Below are 18448 nucleotides of genomic sequence, written 5' to 3' on the forward strand. Positions count from 1 at the left end.
GGTGCGGGCCGGGAGGGATCAGGAGGGGGTCAGCGTCCACTTCTGGTTGGCGGCCCCGGTGCAACTCCAGATCTGGGCCCGTGTCCCGTCCGCCGAGGAGTTGCCGGTGACGTCCAGGCACTTGCCCGCCGCGGTGTTGACCACGTCGTGCGTGGCCGGGTCGTACGACCAGCGCTGCGCGCCGGTTCCGTTGCAGGTGTACAGCTGGACGGGGGCGCCGTCCGCGGTGGAGCCGCCGGTGACGTCGAGGCACTTGCCGAGGGCCCGCACGCTGCCGTCGGAGGCGATCGTCCAGCGCTGCGCGGCGGTCCCGTTGCAGGTGTACAGCTGGACGGCGGTGCCGTCGGCCGTGGCGGCGCCGGCGACGTCGAGGCACTTGCCGGCGAGTCCGGTCAGGGTGCCGGTGCTCTCCGCGCCGCCGGAGGGGGCGCCGGACCAGGTGAAGGTGGCGGTGGTGCGGGCGGGGAGGGTGTAGACGAAGGACTGCCCGCCCCAGTCCACCCGGACGGACTGGGCGGAGGCGCCGCCGTTGTGCGCGATCAGCGCCTTGGAGCCGTCCGGGTTCCGCCAGGCCACGTTCTGGATGGTGCCGTTCGCGGTGGAGTCGATCCGGTACGCGCCGGGCCTGACGAACTTCGTCAGGTGGCCGGTGGTGTAGTACTCGATCGTGTAGTCGACCTGCCCGGCCCGCGGCCCGCCCTCCTGCACGGTGACCAGCCCGGTGCAGGTGCCGCAGCCGCCGTTGTGCGGGCCCATGTACTGGTTGAGCGCCAGCGACCACTTGACCAGGCTGCTGCTCCAGTTGCGGGCGTAGTTGACGATGTCGGCCAGGTCCTCGTTGTGCTGGTTGGCGATCCAGGTGCCGCCGGAGTGCTCGGTGCTGAACTGGCGGACCCGCGGGTACTGGTTGTGCACCTGGGTGCCGACCGCGGGATCGCCGAAGTAGCCGTGCCAGGCGATGCCGCCGAACAGCGGGTCCTCGCGCACCCCGGCGTCGGCGAGGACGGCGTCGCCGAAGCCGGCGTAGTCGCCGTAGTTCCAGTCGTGCACCAGGACCTTGGTGGTGATCCCGGCGGCCCGGAACGCCGGGTAGACGTGGTTCTTGGTGAACTCCACCAGGCCGGAGGGGTTCCAGTTCATGCCGGGGTAGTTCATGGCCGTGGGGTTGGCGGCCTGGCAGCAGTTGGGCTCGTTCTGCACGGAGAGGTAGTCGACCGGCACCCCGGCGGCCTGGTAACTCTGGACGTACTTCACCAGGTACTGGGCGTACATGGGGTAGTACTCCCACTTCAGCCAGCCCATCTGGTCCATCCGGCCGTTGTCCTTCATCCAGCCGGGGGCGCTCCACGGCACGCCCTTGACCCGCAGTTCCGGGTTGAGCCGCTGGGCCTGGGCGGTGAGCAGGCGGACGTCGGTGTCGTAGCCGTTCGCGCCGAAGTCGGTCAGGTCGCAGCAGGTATCGTCCAGTGAGACGTGTCCCGGCCGGGAGAGGTCGGAGGCGCCGATGGGGTTGCGGACGAAGGAGAGTCCGATGCCTTCGGTGGGGGAGAAGAGCCGGCGCATCACCTCGTCCCGGGTGGCCGCGCTGACGGGCCCGCCGCGCAGCAGGTAGGCGGTGGTGTCGGTGATGGAGGCGCCGCCGCCCTCGAACTGCTGGTAGGTCACACCTTCGTTGACGGTGATGGTGTGGTTCGCGGTGCCGCCGGCGGGGCCGAAGACGACCGGGCTCTGCTGGGCCAGCCCCCGGGTGACGGTGCGGCCGCCGGCGTCGGAGGTGGTGGTGAGCCAGACGTCGACCCGCTCCCCCGCGGCCTGGGCGGGTGCGGGGCCCGTTAGCACCAGGCCGCCGGCGAGCAGGACGGTGGCCAGCAGGGCGCGGGCCGCGCGGGCGGCGCGGAGGGCGGGGAGGGCGCGCGGTTGTTTGTTGTGCACCTGACACTCCTTCATGGTTCGCGGGCGGCGGCGAACGCCGCCACCCGCTCCGTGGAGGTGAAGCGTGGGCGGGAGGTGCTGGGAAAGGGGGTCGGCGGGGCGCGCCCTGACGCGGCATGCCCCGCCGTCTCCCCGCGGGAAACACGGCCGGGCGGACCCGAGGCTCGTCGAGTCGCACGGCTCACGTGTTTTCTTAAGGTCTGAAGTTATGTTCGGCGATGTGTGCCGTCAACCCCCGGAACGCGCCGCACCGTCCGGTGGCGACGCCGGCTCATACCCTCGGCTGGTAGCCGTCGTAGTCGCCCCAGCTCCCGGGGCCCCTCATCAGCTCCTGCCAGGTGGGCCAGCTGGCCCCGGTGTGCTGGCGGAGGAGTTCGCCGGGCATCGTGAACGGCGGGGCCTTCTCCGGGTTGTCGAGGGCCTGGCCGACGACCGTGTCGCGCAGTACGGCCGCCGCGTGCAGACGGGGCAGCGCGGCGTGGACGCGCTCGGCGTAGCCGGCCGGGAGCGGGGACGGGTCCTCGTCGCCGAGGTCGAGTCCGGCGCCCGCCGACACCAACGCGATCTCGGGGCGCTTGCGGATGGCGATCGAGTAGTGCAGGTGCAGGGCGACGGCGTCCCAGACCACCTCGACCCGGTCGGCCGTGACGCCCTGCTCGGTGAGGAAGCGGGCGGCTAGGTCGGCGCCGTCGAGGTCGAAGGTCTGGGAGCCGTCGCCCTCGGGGCTCAGTCCGACGTCGTGCAGCACGCTGCCGAGGAAGAAGAGCTCGTCGTCGTAGTCCCGGCCGGGGAGCAGGCCGCGCCGCTCGCCGATGACGCGCCCGTAGAGGTAGGTGCGCATGCTGTGGTTGAAGAGCGCCGGATCCTCGATGCTCCGCACGTGGCGGAGGGTGTGCAGTGCCAGTTCGGTGCGGGGGAAGGGCAGGTCGCGGTACGCGTCCACCGCGTCCACCGCGTCCACCGCGTCCGTCCCGTCCTTCGCGTCCACCGCGTCCATCACGTTCTCCGCGTCCGTCGTGTCCGAGGCGTCCATCGGGTCACTCTCCTGTGGGTTGGGGGGTGGAGGTGCGGTTCGCGGCGGCGTGGGCGTCGAGCCGCCGCAGGGCGAGCAGTCCGCCGATCCCGGGGATGACGGCGAGCCAGCGGGCGCCGGGGCCGGCGCCGGTGGCGTTGGCGGCCGGCCATGCGGTCGCGATGACGACCAGGTAGGCGGTGCCGTGCAGCGGGCCGAGCAGCGAGGAGGCCGCCTCCACGTGCACGGTGAACAGGTTGAGCAGCATGAGGGCGAGCGACGCGGCCTCGACGCCGGCGGCGATGCGCAGGGTCCGCACGGGTCACACCCCCGTGGTGGAGCCGGGGCGGACGATCATCAGGACGACGACGATCGCCCACAGGAGGTTGAAGGCGCCGGTGAGGGCGGCCAGGCGGCTCGCCCCGGGGGTCGTCCGCGATCGCGGGGCGGCCTCCGCGGTGGTGGCGTCCGCGGCGAGGGCTTTCGTGGCGGCGGCTTCCCGGCCGGTCGGGCTGGTCGCGCCTGTCGCGCTCGTCTCGCCTGTCGTGCTTGCCGCGCTCGTCGCGCTCCCGGACGAAGCGAGCGCCTGCTGCTGGGCCGGCAGGATCGCGAACGCCAGGACGCCCGCGGCGATCGCGGTGAGCACCATGGAGACGATCAGCCAGGCGTCGGTGAGGACGCCGAGCTGGGCGCCGGTGGCGAGTCCGAAGGCCGGGACGGCGAGGCCGGCGACGGCGTAGCCGCGGCAGATCCGATGCAGCAGCGCGGCGATCGCGGCGGTCCGTCCACCCGGATCGGCTCCGGACGTCAGCTGCCGCGCATAGCGGGGGAACATCGAGGCGGCCACGGTGATCGGGCCGACGGCCAGGATCGCCGCCAGAACGTGCACGGACAGCAGCAGTTTGGTCACTGCGAGCCTCCCCAAGGCGGTGCGGGGGTGTGTTGCCAGCCGATATGTTGGATGCCAATAGATAGCACGTCTACTCGACCGTTGGGTAGCCTGCCTACCTATGAGGGCAGACGCGGTACGGGGACACCTGGACGGGCTGCTGCTGGCCGTGCTCGAGCCAGGCCCGTTGCACGGCTACGCGATCATCGCCGCGGTCCAGCAACGCAGCGGCGGCGCGCTCGAACTGCGCACCGGCACGATCTATCCGGCGCTGAACCGGCTGGAGCGGCTGGGGCTGCTGCGGAGTAGTTGGCAGTCGGTCGGCGAACGGCGCCGGCGGGCGTACGAACTCACCGACGCCGGGCGGCGCACCCTGGCCAGCGAGCGCACGGCGTGGCACGAGTTCACGACCGCGATCGGCTCCGTGCTGAACCCCGTCACGCCGCCCCGGCCCGCCACGTGAACGCCACCGGTCGGCACCCGGCCGACTGCGCGGACCCCGACCCCGGCTTCGACGCCGCCCCCGTCGGCCACCAGGACCCGATCGAGGAGTACGTCGCCGAGCTGTCGGCCGCGCTGCGCGGGCCGGCCCGGGCCAAGGCCCGGATGGTCGGGGAGATACGCGACGGCCTCACCGACACGGTGGCGGCGCTCGCCGGGACGGGCATGCCCTACCGGTACGCCGCCCAGGAGGCGGTGCGGGAGTTCGGGACACCGGACGAACTGGTGTCGAGCTGCCAGCGGGAACTCACCATCGCCCAGACCCGGCGCACCGCGCGGGTCGTCGCCGTGTCCGTCCCGCTGCTGATCGCCTGCTGGCACCTGATCGGCACCTCCGACCACGACCCGGGCTGGCAGCAGCGGCTGCTCGCCGCCCACCTGGCCGGCGTCGCCGCGATCGCCGCGACGCTCGCCGCGGTGACGCTGACGGCCACCGGCACCCTCGCCCGCTGGCTGCCCACGCCGAACCGGTTGCCCCTCGCGGTGGCCTGGACCGGGACCACCGCGGCGGTGGCCATGGCGGTGGCCAGCCTGGCGCTCGCCATCGTGTCCGCGCTGGCCACGAACTGGCCGCTGACGGCGCTCGCCGGCGCGATCACCGCCGTGTCACACGCCGTGGTGGCGGCCTCGGCGCGCGCCTGCCGCGAGTGTGCCCGCTGGCCGCTCACCGGCCCGGCCGTCTCCCGACCAAGCTGAGCGGGGGGGGCTGGTGGGGGGCAGCGTCCTTCCTCAACAGGGGCTCGGTGCTGGCGCGGTGATCCACAGGGTGAATGGGGCCTCTTGCGCTGACCGGTGAACTTCCGTTACCCCTGGGTGCAAAGGGGGGCCGTGGTTATCCACAGGGCGGCAGGGCCCTCTTGCGCTCATGGAGGATCTTGCGTTACCCCTGGGTGCAAAGGGGAGGCGCGGTTATCCACAGGGTGAAAGTGCCCTCTTGCGCTGATGGGTTATTGCCCGTTACCCCTGGGTGCAAAAGGGGCGCGTCGTTATCCACAGGTGAGAAAGCCCTCTTGCGCTGATCGGTGATCGGCCGCTACCCCTGGGTACCAGGGGGTTCGTGGTCATCCACAGGGTGAGAGAGCCCTCTTGTGCTCACCGGTGATCCTGCGCTACCACCCCTCGGGCACCAAGACGCCGCCCGACTGCCAGGCCCGCCCCGATCCCCCATCTCCCCGCCCTCGTCGGCGTCATCCCCACCCGCCCCCTGATCCGCTACCGGCGGTACACCCACTGCCACGACGCCGCGGACGACCTCTAATCGGTTTGCCGCCGGCCAGTTCGGCCGGATAGGAAGCTCGCATGCTAAGAGGCAGCAAGGTCGGGCTCAGGGCCCGCCACGAGGAGGACATCCCGGTCCTGCGGGCAGAGCTCTACGACGACGTGGTCAACGCCTCGCGGGCCGAAGGCGGGCCGTGGCGGCCGATCACGCCCGGCTCGAAGGACCCGCGGCTCGTGGTGGACGACACCGTCCAGGGCCACGTCCCGTTCTCCGTGGTGGAGCTGGAGGCCGGAACCCTGATCGGCACCGCGACGCTCTGGGGCATCGACACCCACAACCGGTCCGCGCACATCGGGCTGGGGCTGCTGCCGTCCTCCCGCGGCAAGGGCTACGGCACCGACGTGGTCGCGGTCCTGTGCCACTACGGCTTCGTCGTGCGCGGCCTGCAGCGGCTGCAGATCGAGACGCTGGCGGACAACGCCGCGATGCTGCGCTCCGCCGAGCGCAACGGCTTTGTCCGCGAGGGCGTGCTGCGTTCCTCGGCCTGGGTGATGGGGGAGTTCCTGGACCAGGTGCTGCTCGGGCTCCTGGCCCACGAATGGAAGCCGGACGCGAAGGGATAGGGCGCAACCGAAGCCGGCCGCCCCACCGCCGGGCGAGGAGGGCGCGCAAAAACCCTTCGCACCTGCTCCCCTCGCCCGGTACGGTCTCGCGCGTGTTCCCACGGCGGGGGTCCGAGAACCCCGTGCGTGGCACCCTCGGTGGTTCCCACGCCCCCGAAACGCCGGCTGTTCCCACGCTGAGAGTAGGTTTCGTCAATGGCATGTCGTATCAGTGAGCTCGTGCTCGGTTGCCGCGATCCCGAGGTGCTGGCGCGGTTCTGGTGCGAGGTCCTGGACTTCGTCGTGCTCGATCGCGAAGGGAACGAATACATCGAGATCGGGCCGCGCGAAGGGTTCGGCGGCCCGCAGCCGACGATCATCCTCAGCCGCAGGGACGAGCCGGAGCCGGGGAAGTCTCGGCTGCACATCGACGTCAACGCCACCGACCGCGATCAGGATGCCGAGCTGGAACGCCTGCTGAAGCTCGGTGCGCGCCCGGCCGACATCGGCCAGACCGGCGAGGAGCAGTGGCATGTTCTCGCCGACCCCGAGGGCAACGAGTTCTGCCTGCTCAAGGCCCGTCTGAACCCGCTCTGACGGCTCCAGACCCCTGCCGCGGCCCCAGGCCGGCGCCCGACGCCCGGCGCGCCCGTCTGGGGCCGCGGCTCGGCGGTCCAGGCCCGGGCACGGATCCACCGACTGTGACGACCCCGGGGGGAGTCGTGGTTGTCCACAGGGCGGTGGGGCCGTCTTGCGCCCACCGATGATCATCCGCTACCCCTGGGTACAAAGGGGGCGCGCGGTTATCCACAGAAGTACGACCCCCTTGCGCGAACCACCACGCCCATGGTGCTGTCCGCGATCGTGTTCGGGCCATGTCACCGAATGAGATGTCCTCTTACAACGGCTGACACAGTGAGCTGAGTTGCCGGTGGGTGATGAGGCAGCAGGCGAGTTTGAGGAGCGCCTCGTGAGTCGAGCCGCGATGCGGCATTGAGCTCGGCAAGTAGTGCCTCATGCGGTCGTTGCCGGACTCCGGCCTCATTCCAGTCTCGTCGTCGTCTCCAACAGGTCATGCCCGAGCCGAAGCCCATCTCGGCGGGCAGGTATTCCCACTGAATGCCGGTGTGCAGCACGTACAGGACGCCGCAGAGAACCTGCCGATCCGGCACGGGCTTGCGTCCCGGATACCGGAACCGCCGTTGCTTGCACGGCCGCAGCAGTCCGGTCCGTTCCCACAGCTCATCCGACACGATCCATGGTGAAGCCCCCATGTGATCAGAGTGCTCAGCCCGCCTTGCGGACACCACAGCCAGGCCCAAGACGCCTCACTGCGTTGACCGTTGCTAGCCGGAATGCGACATCACCCGTGAAGAGCGAGGGTGCAGTCGCGGATCTGCCAGACACCTGTCGATGAGACCTGCTGGACTGATCGCGAAACGCGCTGCCTTCACAGGACGGAACGCCATGCAGGCAACCACTACCGCTTCAGTCAACGGCAGACTCTTGCCCCCTCGGTCGCCGCTGACGGGGTGGCTGGCCGTGGTCTCGGTGATGCTGGGAATCTTCGTCATCGTTACCACCGAGATCCTGCCGATCGGTCTGCTGACCTCGATCGGATCCAGTTTCACCGTCTCGGATGGGATGGCTGGACTGATGATGACCATGCCGGGCCTCCTGGCGGCGATCGCCGCTCCACTGGTCACCGTGGCCACGGCACGCTTCGACCGCCGACTGATGTTGTGCGTCTTCATGCTCTTGCTGGCACTGGCGAACTTCCTTGCCGCCGCTGCACCCGACTACTGGCTCGTACTGACCTCCCGGATCATGGTCGGGATCACGATTGGCGGCTTCTGGTCGATCGGCGCGGGGTTGGCGGAACGACTGGTGCCGCCGGCCTCGGTCGGCAGGGCAACTGCTGTGATCTTCTCTGCCGTCCCGCTGGGATCCGTCCTCGGCGTGCCGACGGGCACCCTCATCGGAGATCTCGCTGGATGGCGAACCGCCTTCACCGTCATGGGAGCTATGACGGTCGGCGTACTGGTCATGCTGCTCTTGTTCGTGCCGCCACTTCCTCCGGTCCAGGCCACACGGCTGAGCGTGCTCAACGGCATGCTCCGCAGCATCAACACTCGCTTCGCACTCCTGCTGACGTTCCTTGTTGTGCTGGCTCACTTCGGCACCTACACCTACGTGACACCGTTTCTGGAAGAGGTCACCCACGCCAGCGGTGGTCTGATCACTACATTCCTGCTGCTTTATGGTGCCGCTGGCATCCTCGGCAACTTCCTGGGCGGCGCCTGGGTGGCCCGGTATCCGCAGACCGTCTTCGGGCTCGCGGCCGCCCTGATCGCTGTGGTGACCCTCCTGCTTCCGGCGTTGGGCCGCTGGGAGACCGGCGCAGTGATGCTGCTGATCGTGTGGGGCATCGCGTATGGCGCCGTACCAGTCGCGTCGCAGACCTGGTTCTCCAAGGCGGCACCGCACGCCCCGGAAGCGGCATCCGTCCTGTTCACCGCCACTTTTCAGGCAACGATCTCGATTGGTGCACTCGTAGGGGGAGTCATCTTGGACCGCACCTCTCCGTCCGCGGTCATGCTGCTGGGCGGTTGCACCGCAGTGCTCATGGTCCTGGCAGTAGGGGCACGCCCCGTCGGGCCGGACTGCAACGAGCGGCCCTGAACACGCAGGGATTCGCCCACGGATGCTTCTGTCGAACGCTTGACGCATGGCCCTCGACCTGGCTTCCGCTCGGTCAGGAGCCTGACCTGATCGGAGGCCGGTGTCGTGCACGAGGCCACCGGGATAGCGGGAAGCGATCAGCCGTGTAATCGCACGCGATAAACCTGGCGACGTGGGCGATCACCCCCGCGATACTGGTCGTCCATGGATGAGGTCGAGGTCGTCGTCGCCCATTCCGAGCGCGCGACTCTGCGCGTCGGCGACGTGTTCTTGAAGGTGGACGCCGATCAGGCGCGCCTCGACGTCGAGGTCGAGGCGATGTCCCTCGCGCCGGTCCCGACCCCGGAGATCCTGTGGCGCAAGCCACCCGTGCTCGCGACCGCCGCACTCCCGGGGACGACGCTTGGGCGCCTCGGCGGGCCGTCGACCGGGTCGCCGGCGGCGTGGGCAGCGGCGGGCGCCGCCATCCGGAAGCTGCACGACGCGCCCCTGCCGCCCTGGACGGGCCGGGCCGGCCGGAGCATCGACGCGTTGACGAAGGAGCTCGACGACGAGTGCGAGTTGCTCGTGACGAACGGCGTCCTGCCCGCCGACCTGGTCGCCCGCAACCGCCAGGTCGCCGAGGCCGCGCTGCGGCCGTGGACTCCGGCGTTCACGCACGGCGACCTGCAGATCGCGCACGTCTTCCTCGACGGCGACGAGGTCGCCGGCATCATCGACTGGTCCGAGGCGGGCCAGGGTGATCCCCTGTACGACCTCGCGACCTTCACGCTCGGACACGAGGAGCACCTCGACGATGTCATCGCCGGCTACGGCACCGACATCGACCTCGACCTCGACGTGATCCACGCGTGGTCGTCGTTGCGAAGCCTGCTGGCGGTTCGCTCGCTGATCGAGCAGGGCTTCGACCCCTTCGCGCCGGGCTGTGAGGTCGACGTGCTGAGATCCCGGATGTGAGGACGCGCGGGCCCGACTGTCACGTAAGAGGACCGCCTCACCGACACCGTCCTGCGTCCCTCCACCAGGCGTCCCCGCACGCCTTCCCGGGCCATCCTGAAAGGGAGATGCGCTCACGCGCCGACGCCCCAGGACTGGCTCTCTACGCCGCAGACCTGACGCCTGGAGCGGTCGACCGCCCAGCCCTGGAACACGGGCCAGTCACGCGGTTCACAGAAAAGTGGCCACGTTGGCGCCATGGTGGCGCATGCGCTGACCTGCGGTTTTGTTGGTAGGTATCTCCCTGTGGTGCTAGTGGCGCCGCCTGTGGCGCCGCATCGGCCTCGACATGGCGCCATAGATGTGCCATTCTGGTGTCACGCAAGCGGGGGTGGTCAACAGCACCACCGCCAAGCATCGGAACCGGAACACACCCGAGGAGACCCACCATGTCCGTCACCCTGACCGCCCAGGACAAGAACACCCTGCGGACCGCCGCGTACGGCGCCGTCTCGCTGCTGGCCGCCGCCGGTGCCACCAGCTCGCCGCACAAGATCGCCACTGAGGGCTCCATCGCCCTGAACTCCGCGACCGGCCTGGTCGGCCACGTGCTCGCCGAGAAGACGAAGGACATCAAGCTGAAGGGCAAGTCCGTGGCCGCACTCGCCGACCAGGTGCTGCCGGCCCTGACGGAGGCCATGGGGCTGCTCAAGAAGCAGGACCCCACCGAGGCCGACAACTTCCGTGGCGCCGTCGTCATCGCCATCGAGTCGGCCACCCAGAGCCTCAAGCGGCAGCCCAGCCCCGCCCTGGTCGACATGACCCGCAAGATCACCGAGGCCATCGACGCCGCCTGACGAGCCCCGTGTACATGCCGCGCGTACGACAGCCACCCTCCTCGCCTCCGCCTGGCGCTGCCGACGGGGCGAGGAGGGGGCGCGGCGAGGCGCTCGGCCTACTGCTGCTGCTCCCGGGGCGGGAAGGCGCAGAACTCGTTGCCCTCCCTGTCCGCCATGACCCACCACCGCCGGCTCTCGGCCGGCTCCGCGAGGATGGTCGCACCCGCCCGCAGGAGCGCGTCCGGCACGGCGGCGTCGAGCTCGATGTCCCAGTGGACGCGGTTCTTCACGATCTTGCTCTCCGGGACGGGCGTGAAGACCCACGCCTCCCAGGGGAATCCCGGCACATCGGTGACCCACGCCCACGGATCCGCCTCCGCCATGTGGGCCTTGCCACCGGTCACCATGGCCCACCACTCCGCCTGCGCGCGGGCGTCATGGCAGTCCACGACGAGTTCGTAGACGCGGGCGAGGGCTCGGGGGTGCGGAGCGGGAGAGGAGTCCCCGGCGCGGGGCGGGAACGCGCAGAACTCGTTGCCCTCGGGATCAGCCAGGACCCACCACTGCTCGTCGCCGACCGGCTCACGCATGATCCGCGCACCCGCCGCTACGAGGGGTGAGGGATCCGGGGCGGGGAGGCGGAGGTCGAGGTGGACGCGGTTCTTGCCCGTCTTCGGTTCCGGAACACCGTTGACCCAGACCACCTCACTCGGCTGGCCGCCGGGCGGTGGTTCGAGCTTCGTGTCGCCGTTGCCGGCATCCACCATGGCAGCACCGAGCACCTCACCCCAGAAGTCACCCAGGGTGAGGGGCACGGTGGCGTCCATGCACAGGTCTTTGAATCGGGCGTCGCTCACCCCGCCCTGATGCCCGGAGCGGGCCGGGGCTACGCCTGTTCGGTGGTGGGGAAGCGGTTGTCCTTGATGGCCGTGACGAACGCCGTGAAGGCGTCGGGCGTGAAGAGCAGCGCGGGGCCGCCCGGGTCCTTGGAGTCACGGACGGGGACGACCGTGGCGAAGCCGTCCGCCACCTCGATGCAGTTCCCGCCGTTGGCTCCGCTGTGGCTGCTCTTGCGCCAGACAATGCTGGTCAGGTCAGGCGGTATACCCACGACGTGTCCTTCGCGATGCTGGCGATCAGATCAGCTGACGCACCTGGGGACAGGGCGACAGCCCTCAGCAGATCATAGGCGTCCCTGGCGGTCCCAACTGGTTCCTTCTCGCCGCGAAGCTGGCCCTCGTAGAAGCTCTCCTCGTAAAGCACGTCAGGGCCGTCGTCGAAGCTCAGCGTGGCAAATGATCCTGAGAGTCCTGGGCGAACACCGACATCGAAGGGAACCACCTGAATTACGGTCGGTGTCTGCTCGATGACGTGCAGCATGCGTTCCATCTGGGCGCGCATGACCTCCGCGCCGCCGATGTTTCGGCGCAGCGCCGTCTCGTCCATGATGAACCACAGCAGTGGGGGCTCGTCCCGGTCCAGGATGCGCTGTCGTGCCATTCGTGCGTCGAGCAGGATCCCGGTGTTGCGGCCCCGTTCGGTTCCGAAGACCGCGCGGGCGTAGTCCTCGGTCTGGAGCAGTCCTGGAACGATCTGGGCCTCGAATGTCTGGATGTGCGTGGCGGCGGCCTCCAGTTCTACGTACGGGCGGAACCAGACCGGGTAGGCGTGACGGACGACGGTCGGCCACATGCGTTCGAAACGACCTCCCGTCTTGAAAATTTCATCCAGCCGCTTTGCCAGGTCCTCCGATGGCAGTCGCTTCGTTGCCTCGATCTTGCTCAGCAGGCTCTGCGTGCAGAAGCATTTGGCGGCCAGCTCCGACTGCGACATTTTCGCGCGCGTGCGCTCCAGGCGCATCTCCGAGCCGAACAGTGCGAGCACGGATTCGTCCTTGGCGTGGCTCTCCATCATGTGACGTGCCCCCTCCGAGCAATGACACATGGAAGTGTCATGTGTAGTGCATGACGCTCCCGGGCGTCATGCCTTAGTGCTAGGCACACTAGCGCCATTGGGGACAGAGTGAGATGGGAACTCCACTCTTCGTGTGCAAGATGGGAAAATCTTCATGGACAGCAAGGGTCCTCAGCCCCCGGCCGTCGGAACTCTGGTCTATGACGCGGACGCGAAACGCCAGGGCGTCGTCATGGACCACCTCGATGGCCGAACGTTTCTCCGCCCCGTCGGCGGCGGAACCGAGTGGGAAGCCGACCCTCGCTCCCTCCAATCCCCGATGAGCGCCGCCGACTCCGGCGACTGGAGGGAACGCCTCCGGGCCCGCGTCGCGCAGGCCAACCGGGAGAGCCGGTGGGGGATCTGACCATGCCCCACACCACCATCCAGCCCTGGGAGCACGCCCGACGCCGCATCGGCGGCCTGGCCTACATCACCGACGAACACGGGTTCGTGCTGCTGGTCGAACCCGTCCGCCGCCCCGGCTGGTACCGGCTCCCCGGCGGCTACGCCCTGCACGACGAACCGGCCCACATGGCAGCGATGCGCGAACTCCGTGAGGAACTGTGCCTCACCATTCCGCTCACCACCCTGCTGGCGATCGACTACACCTGCCGAAACCCGCGCACTGGTGATCTAGAGGGCTACCACCACGTGTTCGACGGCGGAATGCTCACCAGCGAAGAAATCGACCAGATCGTTCTGCGGAGCGAGGAAGTGAGCGCCCACCGCTGGTTTCCGTTGGACGTTCTCGGCCCCTACGTGGAAGACCGGCACCTGCGGCGCATTCTCGCCGCCGCCCGCGCCCGGGAAAACGGTCGGGGCGCCGTCTATCTCGTCCACGGAAAGCCGGTGAACGCCAACGCGCCCATGTAGGCCGTGCCGTCCCCCCCGTGCGACCACGGTTCCGTTCAACGGCCCGTGGGCAGGTCGGAATGGTGGACGGTGAATCCGCCGTCGGTCACGGGCGCGAACGGGGCGGGGGCCATGCAGGTGCCGGTGCGGCCGGCCGTGAGGTTGCCGCCCTCGTCCACGTCGAGATTCGCGACGCCCCAGGAGAAGCCGAGCCGGTCGTGCCGCGCCCCCCGCCCGCCGTCCTGGACGCTGATGCCGACGCGTTGGCCGATGGTGTCGTTCAGCCTGGGGGCGTTGACCTCGGTGATGACGGCGGTGACGGTGGCCGTGCGGCCGCCGGTCACCAGGCAGTCGACCGCCGCCTCCGACGCCAGCACCTCGCCGGTGGCCGCCACGCGGTGCGACCAGCTGATGGTGCCCCGGGCGTCGGTGGGCAGCCCGGCCTCCGCACCCGGAACACCGGGGTAGGGCCGGGAGAACGGGGCGGCGACCGCGTCGACGGCGAAGTGGATGGTGTCGTCAGGCGCGAACGCGTAGTGGATCTCCGCCGATCCCTGGACGCGGGCGGTCTCCGCCGGCCGGCCCGAGGAGGCGGTCGCGGACGTGTTCGCGCCCGTGACGACGGTCAGCGCGACGACCGCCGTCGCGGCGGCGGCACGGCGCACGCGGGGACGGCGACGGGAACGGATGCTGCTGGGGGACACGGCTGAACTCCTTCGGCCCTCGACCCGCTCGGCCCTGACGGCCGGCGGTGTCGGTGGTTCGAGCCTCGTCCCCACGCGGACCTGGAACCATCTGCCGATCGGCCGAAAGACGCCGGGGCGGGGCGCCTGCCGTATGCCGTTCGGCACAGGCCAGCCCTCGGACGTCTCCCACAGGCCAGCCCACGGACGTCCCACAGGCAGCCCACAGCCACCCCACGGCCCCAGCCCTGCCGGCACCGGCTGCCGTTACGCGGAGGCGTGGCCGTTCGCCCATGCCCACGCCGCGATGCCGACGCGGTTGGACGTGCCCAGCTTGGCCTGGATGTTGGCGACATGGGTCTTCACCGTGCCCGCGCTGATGAACAGTCGCGCGCCGATGTCGGCGTTGGTGAGGCCGCCCGCGACCAACCGGGCGATCTCGAGTTCACGCTCCGTCAGCGGGTTCGGCGCGGACGCCGATGGGGGTGCCTGGCGGGTCACGCCGGTCAGTCCGCGCAGGAGCCGGACGGTGATCTGCGGGCTGATCAGCGTGTCCCCGGCCATCGCGGCCCGCACCCCCTCGATGAGCAGGGCCGGCCCCGACCGCTTCAGCAGGAAGCCGCAGGCACCGTGGCGGAGCGCGGTGTGCACGTAGTCGTCCATGTCGAAGGTGGTGACGACCACGACGCGGGTGGTCGGCGCCAGCCGTCGGGTCACCTCCAGGCCGTCGAGGCCGGGCATCCGGATGTCGGCGAGGACCACGTCGGGCGACAGCTCGGCGGCGAGGGCGAGGGCCGTCTCCCCGTCGGCCGCCTCACCCACGACGGTCATGTCCGGCTGAGAGTCCAGGATCAGCCGGAACCCGCTGCGGATGTCCGCCTGGTCGTCGGCGATCAGGATGCGCGTGGTCATGCGGTCATGATGCCGTGCGGGGAAAAACGGCCACGACGCGCCAGCCACCGTCCACGGGACCGGCGGTCAGCGTGCCGCCGCCGGCCGTGACGTGCTCCCGCAGCCCGGCCAGACCGGTCCCGCCGTGTCCAGCCCGCCGCCGCAGCAACGCCGAGGGGCCCGTGCGGGAACCCGACGGGGCGTCGTTGGCCACGGACACCTCGACGGCGGCCGTCCCCGACCGCCGTATCGCCACCTCCACGCGGGCGGCGTCGGGGGCGTGGCGGCGGACGTTCGTCAGCGCCTCCACGACCAGCCGGTACGCCGCCGCCCCCGCCTCCCGGGACAGCGCCTCGGCCGCCCCCGGCTCCGCCGTGTACCGGCAGTCGGCGCGCCCCTCGGCCGCGAACCGCTCCACCAGCTCCGGGAGCTGGTCGACCCCGCGGAGGGCGGGCGGCGCCGCGGGACCGCCGTCCGCCTGCTGCAGGGCGCGCACCGTGCGGTCCATCGAGGCCAGCGCGCTGAGCCCGGCCCGCTCGATGCGCTCCAGCGCGAGGACGGCCTGGGCGGCCTGGTCGGGGTCGCTCTCCGCGACGAACCGCGCGGCCTGGGCCTGCACGACGATCGCGCTGACGTCGTGCGCGACGAAGTCGTGCAGCTCGCGGGCGAGTTCCAGCTGCTGGAGCCGGCGCGCCTCGGTGACGGCCAGCCGTGCCCGGCGGGCCGCCCAGCGCGGATAGCCGCCGGCCACGGCCGCCATCAGCACGGGGAGCGACCACAGTGCCGCGGCCCCGGCCCGTTCCAGCCAGGAACCCGTCTCGACCAGCGGCACCGTCCACAGGGCCACCGCCACGGCGGTGAGGCCCACGCTGACGGCGGCGGACCGCCGCGGCGACCTGCGGACCACCGGGACCAGAACGGCCAGCAGCGCGGCGACCTCGACCAGTTTCCACACCCCGGCCTCCTCGACCGGTGTGGACTGCGACCACCCGAGGGTGGTGAGGAGGGAGAGAGTGGCGGCCCCGGCGAGGGGACGCGCGAGGCGGTCCCTGGCCCACGGCCAGCAGCCGAGCGCCCACAGGGCGACCGCCACCGCGACCGTGGCGGACAGCCTGCCGGGCAGGCCCGGCCCCTCCACCGCGACGACCGCCCACACCCCGCCGCCGGCGCCGGCCGCGCCCACCGCGCCCGCCCGGATCGTCCGCCTGTTCCCCCCGGTCAACGACACGGCGGCAAGCCTACGCGGCGGCCCGCCGGGCACGGCGTACCCCGATCGGCGGGGGTTGGGGCGGCGTGCGGGCCGCCTGATCTGCCGATCGGCGGATGGTCCGGAGGGCGCGCGGCGACGAGGCTGGCACCGCCTCAGATGCCGCTTCCTCCTGACAGGGGATCACCATGATCGTCGCCGCGCGCGCTACCACCGGTGCCACTGCCCGCGCCACCGCCGGCGCCACCGCGTCCGGCCTCGGGAGCGACCGGCCGCACCGGCCGCACCGGCCGCACCGGCCGCCTCGGCCGCCTCGGCCCCGTCGGACGCATTTCGTCCCCGACAGCACCCACCTGGTTTCCCGCCCCATCCGCTGGGCCGCGAAGGTGGCCGCCCTCACACCCCTGCCAACGGGGGTGTGGCGGGTCTCCATCGCGTTGGGCGCGCCGTCCGGGTTCGGCGAGGGGGACGCACTGCACGATGTCAGGCCCTTCGGTTCCTTCTCGATCTACATGATCCTGCTCAGCCTGGTCGCCGAGTGCCTGGGGCTGCTGACGATGGGACTGGTCAAGCGCTGGGGCGAAGTGCTGCCGTCCTGGCTGCCGCTGCTCGGCGGTCGCCCCATCCCGGTCCTGGCCGCCGTGCTCCCCGCCGCGTCGGGCGCGCTGGCCGTCACCGCGATCACCGTCCTCGGCGCCCTCACCTGGTACGCCCCTGACAACATGGGCTCTCCGGACGCCCCCACGGGCACGGCCGCCGTGGTCATGACCGCCGCTTACGTCCCTCTCCTGCTGTGGGGCCCGCTGCTCGGGGTGGTGACGGCCGCCTACTACCGCCGGCGCCGCGCCCACGGCTGACCGGGCGGCCCCTGCCGACTCGTCGGACGGCCCTGGCCGACTGGTCGGACGGCCTGCCGGGCCGCCGTGCTCCCGAAGCCCCGGCGCGCCGCTGGCCGTGGGCCTAACCCTCCAGGGCCCCGCGCATCGCCGCGAACTTCGCCGCCGTCTCCGCCAGTTCCCGTTCCGGCCGGGAATCCGCGACGATTCCGCATCCGGCGAAGAGGCGGGCCGTGCGCCCGGAGATGCGTCCGCAGCGCAGCGCGATGCCGAACTCGCCGTCGCCCGAGGCGTCTACCCAGCCCACCGGGCCGCTGTACCGCTCCCGGTCCAGCCCTTCCAGCTCCGCGATCAGCCGCTCCGCCGACCCGGTCGGGGTGCCGCACACGGCGGCGCTCGGATGCACGGCGCCCACCAGCTCCAGCACGGAGGACGGGCTCGCCAGCCGTCCGCTCAGGTCGGTGGAGAGGTGCACCACGTTCGGCAGGCACAGCGCCCTCGGCTCCTCGGGCACCGCCAGCTCCGCGCAGTAGGGCGCCAGCGCGTCGGCCACCGAACGCACCGCGTAGCCGTGCTCCTCCCGGTCCTTCGCCGAGTGCAGCAGCCCTTCGACGACGGCCTCGGCGGCTCCTGCGGCGTCGTCGGTCGCGGTGTCCCGCCACGCCGTGCCGGCCAGCACCCGGGAGTGCACGACGTCGCCCGACCGCCGCAGCAGCAGTTCGGGGGTGGCGCCGACCAGACCGTCGACGGAGAACGTCCAGCAGTCCGGGAAGCGTCCGGCCAACCGGGCGAGGACCCGGCGCACGTCGAAAGGGGCCTCGGCGGTCGCCACGAGATCCCGCGCCAGCACGATCTTGGCCGCGTCGCCCGACCGGATGCGCTCCACGCCGCGCGCCACGGCGGCCATGTACGCCTGCTCGGTCACCCGGCCCTCGGCCCAGGTCACGGTGTTGGTGGTGTTGGTGGGGGCGGCGGTGCCGGTGGGGGCGGCCGGGGACGGCGGTGGTGTCGGGAGGGGCGGTGGGGGAGGGCTTCCGGCTGCCGCTCCGGCCGGCGTGATCGTCGTCAGCCAGGCGCGGTCGGCCCGCAGGCCCAGCACGACCTCGGGGACGAGCAGGACGGATGCCTCGGAGGGGGAGCGGTCGTAGAAGGTGAAGCTGCCGAAGGCCACGGGCCCGCAGCCGGAGGCGCCCACCGCGTCCGCCACCTCCGCCGCCGCGCACAGCTCCCGCCACCACCGCGCGGCCTCGGCGAACCGATCCGGGCCGGAGACCTCCAGCCGGGCCGCCTCGCCCCAGCCGGTGAGGCCTTCCCCGTTCCGCGACCAGGTCAGCACGGGCGCCTTCGGAGCCGCCGGTGAGCCTGGCGACTCCAGGGCCTCGAACGCGCGGCGGGCCGTCGCGACGTCGAT

20 protein-coding genes and 1 pseudogene are annotated in these 18448 nt (G+C 71.2%); 9 read left to right on the plus strand and 12 right to left on the minus strand.

The window, feature by feature from the left end; translation table 11 throughout:
* Positions 1–18: 18 nt before the first annotated feature.
* From FHU37_RS13740 to FHU37_RS13755, 4 genes are all read right to left on the minus strand, one after another.
* Complete coding sequence (locus tag FHU37_RS13740; RefSeq protein WP_179814466.1) at positions 19–1947, minus strand: ricin-type beta-trefoil lectin domain protein; 1929 nt, start codon at positions 1945–1947, stop codon at positions 19–21.
* A 256-nt stretch (positions 1948–2203) separates the two neighbouring features.
* The gene (locus FHU37_RS13745) at positions 2204–2965 is read right to left on the minus strand and encodes an HD domain-containing protein (RefSeq protein ID WP_246449866.1); all 762 of its coding nucleotides are present in this window, start codon (positions 2963–2965) and stop codon (positions 2204–2206) included.
* Between the two features lie 4 nt (positions 2966–2969).
* Entirely contained in the window at positions 2970–3263 is a 294-nt protein-coding gene (locus tag FHU37_RS13750) for a hypothetical protein (RefSeq protein WP_179814467.1), read from the minus strand.
* Positions 3264–3266: 3 nt separating this feature from the next.
* The gene (locus FHU37_RS13755; RefSeq protein ID WP_179814468.1) at positions 3267–3854 is read right to left on the minus strand and encodes a hypothetical protein; all 588 of its coding nucleotides are present in this window, start codon (positions 3852–3854) and stop codon (positions 3267–3269) included.
* A gap of 100 nt (positions 3855–3954) precedes the next feature.
* Between FHU37_RS13755 and FHU37_RS13760 the strand changes: the two genes are divergently transcribed.
* The 4 genes from FHU37_RS13760 (at position 3955) to FHU37_RS13775 (ending at position 6752) form a co-directional block, all read left to right on the plus strand.
* Entirely contained in the window at positions 3955–4296 is a 342-nt protein-coding gene (locus tag FHU37_RS13760) for a PadR family transcriptional regulator (RefSeq protein ID WP_179814469.1), read from the plus strand.
* Positions 4293–5030, plus strand: coding sequence for a permease prefix domain 1-containing protein (locus FHU37_RS13765; protein WP_376773941.1), 738 nt, complete (start codon positions 4293–4295; stop codon positions 5028–5030). Before FHU37_RS13760 ends, FHU37_RS13765 begins: the two co-directional genes overlap by 4 nt.
* 603 nt (positions 5031–5633) lie before the next feature.
* Positions 5634–6176 carry a GNAT family N-acetyltransferase gene (locus FHU37_RS13770; RefSeq protein ID WP_179814470.1) on the plus strand — a complete coding sequence of 181 codons (543 nt, stop codon included), beginning with the start codon at positions 5634–5636 and terminating at the stop codon, positions 6174–6176.
* A 195-nt stretch (positions 6177–6371) separates the two neighbouring features.
* On the plus strand, positions 6372–6752 hold the full coding sequence (locus FHU37_RS13775) for a VOC family protein (protein WP_179814471.1): 381 nt from the start codon (positions 6372–6374) through the stop codon (positions 6750–6752).
* Between the two features lie 377 nt (positions 6753–7129).
* On the opposite strand, the pseudogene FHU37_RS13780 reads toward FHU37_RS13775, so the two are convergent.
* Positions 7130–7429: pseudogene (locus FHU37_RS13780) on the minus strand (transposase); the annotation flags it as partial.
* A 193-nt stretch (positions 7430–7622) separates the two neighbouring features.
* On the opposite strand from FHU37_RS13780, the gene FHU37_RS13785 reads away from it, so the two are divergent.
* From FHU37_RS13785 to FHU37_RS13795, 3 genes are all read left to right on the plus strand, one after another.
* The gene (locus FHU37_RS13785) at positions 7623–8837 is read left to right on the plus strand and encodes an MFS transporter (RefSeq protein ID WP_179814472.1); all 1215 of its coding nucleotides are present in this window, start codon (positions 7623–7625) and stop codon (positions 8835–8837) included.
* 204 nt (positions 8838–9041) lie between these two features.
* Positions 9042–9794, plus strand: a complete 753-nt coding sequence (locus FHU37_RS13790; protein WP_179814473.1) for a phosphotransferase family protein — start codon at positions 9042–9044, stop codon at positions 9792–9794.
* A gap of 428 nt (positions 9795–10222) precedes the next feature.
* Complete coding sequence (locus FHU37_RS13795; RefSeq protein WP_179814474.1) at positions 10223–10630, plus strand: hypothetical protein; 408 nt, start codon at positions 10223–10225, stop codon at positions 10628–10630.
* Positions 10631–10728: 98 nt separating this feature from the next.
* On the opposite strand, the gene FHU37_RS13800 is transcribed toward FHU37_RS13795, so the two are convergent.
* The 3 genes from FHU37_RS13800 to FHU37_RS13810 are packed head-to-tail and all read right to left on the minus strand — an operon-like array spanning position 10729 to position 12526.
* The gene (locus tag FHU37_RS13800) at positions 10729–11439 is read right to left on the minus strand and encodes a VOC family protein (RefSeq protein ID WP_218904033.1); all 711 of its coding nucleotides are present in this window, start codon (positions 11437–11439) and stop codon (positions 10729–10731) included.
* Positions 11440–11498: 59 nt separating this feature from the next.
* Positions 11499–11723, minus strand: a complete 225-nt coding sequence (locus FHU37_RS13805) for a DUF397 domain-containing protein (RefSeq protein ID WP_312892596.1) — start codon at positions 11721–11723, stop codon at positions 11499–11501.
* On the minus strand, positions 11702–12526 hold the full coding sequence (locus FHU37_RS13810; RefSeq protein ID WP_179814476.1) for a helix-turn-helix domain-containing protein: 825 nt from the start codon (positions 12524–12526) through the stop codon (positions 11702–11704). The genes FHU37_RS13805 and FHU37_RS13810 overlap by 22 nt, the downstream gene beginning before the upstream one ends.
* Positions 12527–12934: 408 nt before the next feature.
* On the opposite strand from FHU37_RS13810, the gene FHU37_RS13815 reads away from it, so the two are divergent.
* A complete protein-coding gene (locus FHU37_RS13815) occupies positions 12935–13441 on the plus strand; it encodes an NUDIX domain-containing protein (protein ID WP_179814477.1) in 507 nt (168 codons plus the stop codon).
* 35 nt (positions 13442–13476) lie between these two features.
* Here FHU37_RS13815 and FHU37_RS13820 read toward each other — a convergent pair whose 3' ends face one another.
* The 3 genes from FHU37_RS13820 to FHU37_RS13830 all read right to left on the minus strand — a co-directional run bounded on the left by FHU37_RS13820 (position 13477) and on the right by FHU37_RS13830 (position 16222).
* Positions 13477–14124 (minus strand): hypothetical protein, encoded by a 648-nt coding sequence (locus FHU37_RS13820; protein WP_312892597.1) that lies wholly within the window; start codon positions 14122–14124, stop codon positions 13477–13479.
* Between the two features lie 246 nt (positions 14125–14370).
* Positions 14371–15015, minus strand: a complete 645-nt coding sequence (locus tag FHU37_RS13825) for a response regulator (protein ID WP_179814478.1) — start codon at positions 15013–15015, stop codon at positions 14371–14373.
* Between the two features lie 4 nt (positions 15016–15019).
* On the minus strand, positions 15020–16222 hold the full coding sequence (locus tag FHU37_RS13830) for a sensor histidine kinase (protein ID WP_312892598.1): 1203 nt from the start codon (positions 16220–16222) through the stop codon (positions 15020–15022).
* Positions 16223–16713: 491 nt separating this feature from the next.
* Between FHU37_RS13830 and FHU37_RS13835 the strand changes: the two genes are divergently transcribed.
* The gene (locus FHU37_RS13835) at positions 16714–17058 is read left to right on the plus strand and encodes a hypothetical protein (protein WP_246449869.1); all 345 of its coding nucleotides are present in this window, start codon (positions 16714–16716) and stop codon (positions 17056–17058) included.
* 103 nt (positions 17059–17161) lie between these two features.
* Here FHU37_RS13835 and FHU37_RS29010 read toward each other — a convergent pair whose 3' ends face one another.
* Complete coding sequence (locus FHU37_RS29010) at positions 17162–18373, minus strand: isochorismate synthase (protein WP_218904034.1); 1212 nt, start codon at positions 18371–18373, stop codon at positions 17162–17164.
* Positions 18374–18448: the final 75 nt, after the last annotated feature.

Origin of the sequence: Allostreptomyces psammosilenae (genome assembly GCF_013407765.1) — a bacterium.
In the GTDB taxonomy this organism is placed as follows: Bacteria; Actinomycetota; Actinomycetes; order Streptomycetales; family Streptomycetaceae; genus Allostreptomyces; species Allostreptomyces psammosilenae.

Coding starts and splice junctions, on each gene's coding strand:
- FHU37_RS13770 (WP_179814470.1), top strand. CDS start 5,634: ATGCTAAGAGGCAGCAAGGTCGGGCTCAGGGCCCGCCACGAGGAGGAC.
- FHU37_RS13740 (WP_179814466.1), bottom strand. CDS start 1,947: ATGAAGGAGTGTCAGGTGCACAACAAACAACCGCGCGCCCTCCCCGCC.
- FHU37_RS13825 (WP_179814478.1), bottom strand. CDS start 15,015: ATGACCACGCGCATCCTGATCGCCGACGACCAGGCGGACATCCGCAGC.
- FHU37_RS13835 (WP_246449869.1), top strand. CDS start 16,714: ATGATCCTGCTCAGCCTGGTCGCCGAGTGCCTGGGGCTGCTGACGATG.
- FHU37_RS13810 (WP_179814476.1), bottom strand. CDS start 12,526: ATGATGGAGAGCCACGCCAAGGACGAATCCGTGCTCGCACTGTTCGGC.
- FHU37_RS13760 (WP_179814469.1), top strand. CDS start 3,955: ATGAGGGCAGACGCGGTACGGGGACACCTGGACGGGCTGCTGCTGGCC.
- FHU37_RS13790 (WP_179814473.1), top strand. CDS start 9,042: ATGGATGAGGTCGAGGTCGTCGTCGCCCATTCCGAGCGCGCGACTCTG.
- FHU37_RS13775 (WP_179814471.1), top strand. CDS start 6,372: ATGGCATGTCGTATCAGTGAGCTCGTGCTCGGTTGCCGCGATCCCGAG.
- FHU37_RS13745 (WP_246449866.1), bottom strand. CDS start 2,965: ATGGACGCCTCGGACACGACGGACGCGGAGAACGTGATGGACGCGGTG.
- FHU37_RS13785 (WP_179814472.1), top strand. CDS start 7,623: ATGCAGGCAACCACTACCGCTTCAGTCAACGGCAGACTCTTGCCCCCT.
- FHU37_RS13795 (WP_179814474.1), top strand. CDS start 10,223: ATGTCCGTCACCCTGACCGCCCAGGACAAGAACACCCTGCGGACCGCC.
- FHU37_RS13815 (WP_179814477.1), top strand. CDS start 12,935: ATGCCCCACACCACCATCCAGCCCTGGGAGCACGCCCGACGCCGCATC.
- FHU37_RS13800 (WP_218904033.1), bottom strand. CDS start 11,439: ATGGACGCCACCGTGCCCCTCACCCTGGGTGACTTCTGGGGTGAGGTG.